The following is a 4,230-nucleotide window of genomic DNA, read 5'->3' on the forward strand; positions in this document are numbered from 1 at the left end:
CCTCCCACGCCACCTCCAACACCAACCGTTGTTGGGGCTCCATCGCCGCTCCCTCCCGCGGCGAGATACCGAAGAAGTCCGGATCGAACGCCCACGGATCAGAAGTCATGAACGCCGCCCGCTTCGTATACATCTTCGCAGGCGCCCGCTTCTCCGGATCGTAGAAGCGCCGCCAATCCCACCGGTCGGGCGGTATCTCACGAACCCCGTCGCGTTTGTTGACGACAAAATCCCAGAACGATTCCGGAGATTCGATACCACCCGCATAGCGGCATCCGATTCCAACGATAGCGATATCAGACATCATGACTCCTCGCCGACACAAATATGCGTTCGTTCGCGTATCCATCGGCGCTGGTGGTGGTTCTCTGTACGCAGACTTCCATCGAAGTCGGAGCGACACGACAATTCGGTCGCTCGGCGCTGATGGGAAATCTACCACGGAGCGGACATATCGCAATGCATAGAATCGGCAGTGAGAAATGTATCGAAATGGCTGCTGCAGACTTTTTTTGTGAGCGTCTCGTTATTTTAGATCTTGCTATTCGAACAACTGTCGAACCATTCGAGTTCGAACCGACTCGACACAGCGGAAACCACACCCCGCAACAGCACGCGACGACTCCATCGGACAAACCGATTGTGACCGGCTCTCGCCCCCGAACCGGCTGCATGTCGCCTCACCGGTAACTGGTTTCACGGTCGACCCACGCTCGCTCCCACTGCGCAGGTTGGCTGCCGACATACGGCCACCTCGTAGCCGCGCTGGAGTGAAACCCGGTGTGGTGGCCTGTGCTCGGGCAGGATCGATCAGGCCGCTGCCAGGAGTGTGGGCTCGGTGCCGGTACGTGGGGTGGACCTAGGTGGGTGAGTGAGTGCTTGCCGAGCGCGCAATTCGTTCGCTACCAGTTCGGTGAGACCACCCAGTGAAGTGTCGAGCGATCCGGCCAAGGCAGCGATCATCTCGCTCGAGGGCTCCTTGCGTCCCCGTTCCACCTCGGACAGGTACTGCGGCGAAATACCTGCTCGATCGGCCGTTTCGACCAGGGTCTCGTGTCGGAGCAGGCGAAGCCGGCGCAATTGCTCTCCGAGCAGCACGCGCCAGAGCGGCTCCTGCAGTGTCCGTTGGTTCGGTTGCCGAGGCCGATGGCCGTCGCGGTCACCGGGAATCGAGTGCAGTCTCGGATGCTCGGTCATGCTCGGAGCCTAGAGCCGGGGCGTCGGATACGCGCGCGGTTACGCTCTGGGCGTACGTCGTCGTCGGCTTCGGATCCGGCCGAGCGGCAGCGCGGCTGCGCCGTGGTGACACAGATCGGTTCGGCGTGGCGTTCGCCGATGTCGAGCCGGCCGAGCATGATGGATGTTGTGGCCGAGAATCCCAGGGTTTCCAATGTCAAGCCACGGAGTCGGGAGGTCACCGACGGGTTGGAGAGGACCGCCGCGCGTGCGATGCTGCGGGCGGTGGGCATGGGCGACGACGACTGGGACAAGCCACAGATTGCCATCGCGTCCTCCTGGAACGAGATCACTCCGTGCAACTTGTCGCTCGACCGGCTCGCTGGCGCCTGCCGGGACGGCGTCTTTGCTGGCGGAGGCTTTCCGCTGCAGTTCGGCACCATCTCGGTATCCGACGGCATCTCCATGGGACACGAAGGAATGCACTTCTCATTGGTCTCGCGTGAGGTGATCGCCGACAGCGTCGAAACGGTGATGCAGGCCGAACGGCTCGATGGTTCGGTGTTGTTGGCAGGTTGCGACAAATCCTTGCCTGGGATGTTGATGGCGGCCGCGCGTCTGAATCTGGCGTGCGTGTTCTTGTACGCGGGCTCGATCCTGCCGGGTACCGCGACACTGTCGGACGGCAGCCGGCGTGCGGTGACGATCATCGATGCGTTCGAGGCGGTCGGCGCGTGCGTGCGGGGTTCGATGAGTCGCGACGATGTCGACGCGATCGAGCGCGCTGTATGTCCAGGCGAGGGAGCGTGCGGTGGCATGTATACGGCCAACACCATGGCCAGCGTGGCCGAAGCGCTCGGTATGTCGCTGCCCGGTAGTGCGGCGCCGCCCGCGACCGACCGCCGACGCGATGGGTACGCCAGGCGCAGCGGCGCGGCGGTGGTGGAATTGATTCGCCAGGGCATCACGACCGGTGACATTCTCACCAAATCCGCTTTCGAGAACGCGATCGCTGTCGTCATGGCGTTCGGCGGCTCCACCAATGCCGTACTGCACCTGCTGGCGATCGCGCACGAGGCGAAGGTCGATCTGACGTTGGCGGACTTCACCAGGATCGGCTCTCGGGTGCCGCATCTGGCGGATGTCAAACCCTTCGGCACGTATGTGATGACCGATGTGGACCGGATCGGAGGCGTGCCGGTCGTGATGAAGGCCCTGCTCGAGGCTGGATTGCTGCATGGTGACTGTATGACGGTGACCGGTCGGACGATGGCTCAGAACCTGGCCGAGATCACCCCGCCGAAGCCGGACGGCACGGTGATTCGGGCGATGGGATCGCCGATGCATCCGACCGGCGGCATCGCGATTCTGGCCGGATCGCTCGCGCCCGACGGTGCGGTCACGAAGTCGGCGGGTTTCGATTTCGAGGTGTTCACCGGTGTTGCGCGGGTTTTCGATCGCGAGCGTCCGGCGATGGACGCCCTCGAGGACGGCACGATTGCCGCCGGAGACGTCGTGGTCATCCGGTACGAGGGTCCAGTGGGTGGTCCTGGGATGCGCGAGATGCTGGCGATCACAGCGGCTATCAAGGGCGCTGGTCTGGGCCGGGATGTACTCCTGATCACCGACGGTCGCTTCTCCGGTGGCACCACGGGCTTGTGCGTCGGACACATCGCGCCCGAAGCCGCCGCCGGGGGACCGATTGCGTTCGTGCGCGACGGCGATCCGATTCGCCTCGATGTCGCCGCAGGAACTCTGGACCTACTGGTCGACCCCGATGAACTCGCCCACCGTCACGCGGGCTGGAAACCCCCGTCGCCGCGATACACCCGTGGCGTACTGGCGAAGTATGCGAGGTTGGTGGGCTCGGCATCGGTTGGGGCCGTGTGCGGCTGAGAAATGTCCGACTCCTGATTTCGGGGTGGATCGGGGCTGTCCCAACCACGTGGCCGGTTCGCGCAGCGCTTGCTCGCTGCGCGAACCGCCTTGCCCTCCTGGGCCGACCGTGGAGGTTCACTCGCTGGTCGGCTCAGCCTTCATGCTGCGCGAACCGGCGCGTTCGATGATCGCCTTGGCCACCACGGCGCCGGCCTGCTCGAGGCTGAACGAGCGCCCGAGCTTGAGCGACGTCAAGTCGATGTCGAGGCGTTGGCTGACCAGCGAGCCGAATTCGACCGCCATGAGCGAGTCCAATCCGAGTTCCGGTACCGGAACGGTCAAGTCGATCGCATCGGCGTTCACACCCATGACTCCCGCCAATTGTTCGGCGAGCATGAACGCGACGACCTCGTTGCGTTTGGCTTCTTCGAGTGCGAGCAGATCGGTTCGCAGTTGGACGGATGCGGAACCCTTTTCCTCGGTATTCTCGATCACCCTTTTCAGCCGGCCCGTCGCGAGTACGCGTTCGCCACCGGTAGCCAGGATCCGGGACCAGTTGATCGGGGACAGATCCACCCGCGTGACGCCCAGTCGCAGTGCTTCCTCCAGATACTGCGTACTTTCCTCCATGTCGAGGCGATCCAATCCGGTGCTGACCAGATAGCGGGTCAGGTTGTCGTCGTTGGCCAGCATGCCCGCGCCGGTCATATGACCCCAACCGACCGATAGAACATTGGCGCCTTCGCGAGCGATGACTTCGGCAAACGACCTCACCGCCAGATTGGCTGCGGTATAAGAGTACTGGCCGACACCGCCGAAGATGGAGCTGCCCGAAGAGAACAGAACCAGGAAGTCGGGGTTGACTCCGGCCGCTCGGAGACCGTTCCACACCGCATGGCATCCGTCGATCTTCGGCGCCAGCACTTTGTCCAGACTCTCGCGGGTCATCGCTCCGATTTTCACGTCGTCGAGTATTCCGGCGGTGTGGATGAAGCCTTTCAGTGGATGTTCGGGGGTGTGGGCGCGGGCGATGGCGGCGGCGACAGCGTCCGCGTCGCCCGCGTCGGCGAGTTCGGTGGTGACTTCGATGCCTTGTAGTTGCCAGATGGCCAGTTGTTGTTCGGCGGCTTCGGTGGTGGCGCCGCTGCGTCCGAGCAGGGTCAGGTGGCGTGCGCC

Annotated in this window: 4 protein-coding genes; 1 reads left to right on the forward strand and 3 read right to left on the reverse strand. The window is 63.6% G+C overall.

Features of this window, described 5'->3' with window-relative positions; all coding sequences use genetic code 11:
- Nucleotides 1-304: beta-ketoacyl synthase N-terminal-like domain-containing protein (locus K940_RS29820; RefSeq protein WP_369797532.1), on the reverse strand; the 304-nt coding region annotated here is incomplete at its 3' end.
- A 506-nt stretch (nucleotides 305-810) separates the two neighbouring features.
- Nucleotides 811-1,197 carry a helix-turn-helix domain-containing protein gene (locus K940_RS29825; RefSeq protein ID WP_081706543.1) on the reverse strand — a complete coding sequence of 129 codons (387 nt, stop codon included), beginning with the start codon at nucleotides 1,195-1,197 and terminating at the stop codon, nucleotides 811-813.
- 159 nt (nucleotides 1,198-1,356) lie between these two features.
- Between K940_RS29825 and ilvD the strand changes: the two genes are divergently transcribed.
- Complete coding sequence (gene ilvD, locus K940_RS0121345; protein WP_036529749.1) at nucleotides 1,357-3,072, forward strand: dihydroxy-acid dehydratase; 1,716 nt, start codon at nucleotides 1,357-1,359, stop codon at nucleotides 3,070-3,072.
- 117 nt (nucleotides 3,073-3,189) lie between these two features.
- Here ilvD and K940_RS0121350 read toward each other — a convergent pair.
- Nucleotides 3,190-4,230 (reverse strand): beta-ketoacyl reductase (locus K940_RS0121350; RefSeq protein ID WP_028479128.1); only part of this gene is annotated, 1,041 nt, incomplete at its 5' end.

This window comes from Nocardia sp. CNY236 (assembly GCF_000482385.1).
GTDB lineage: Bacteria > Actinomycetota > Actinomycetes > Mycobacteriales > Mycobacteriaceae > Nocardia.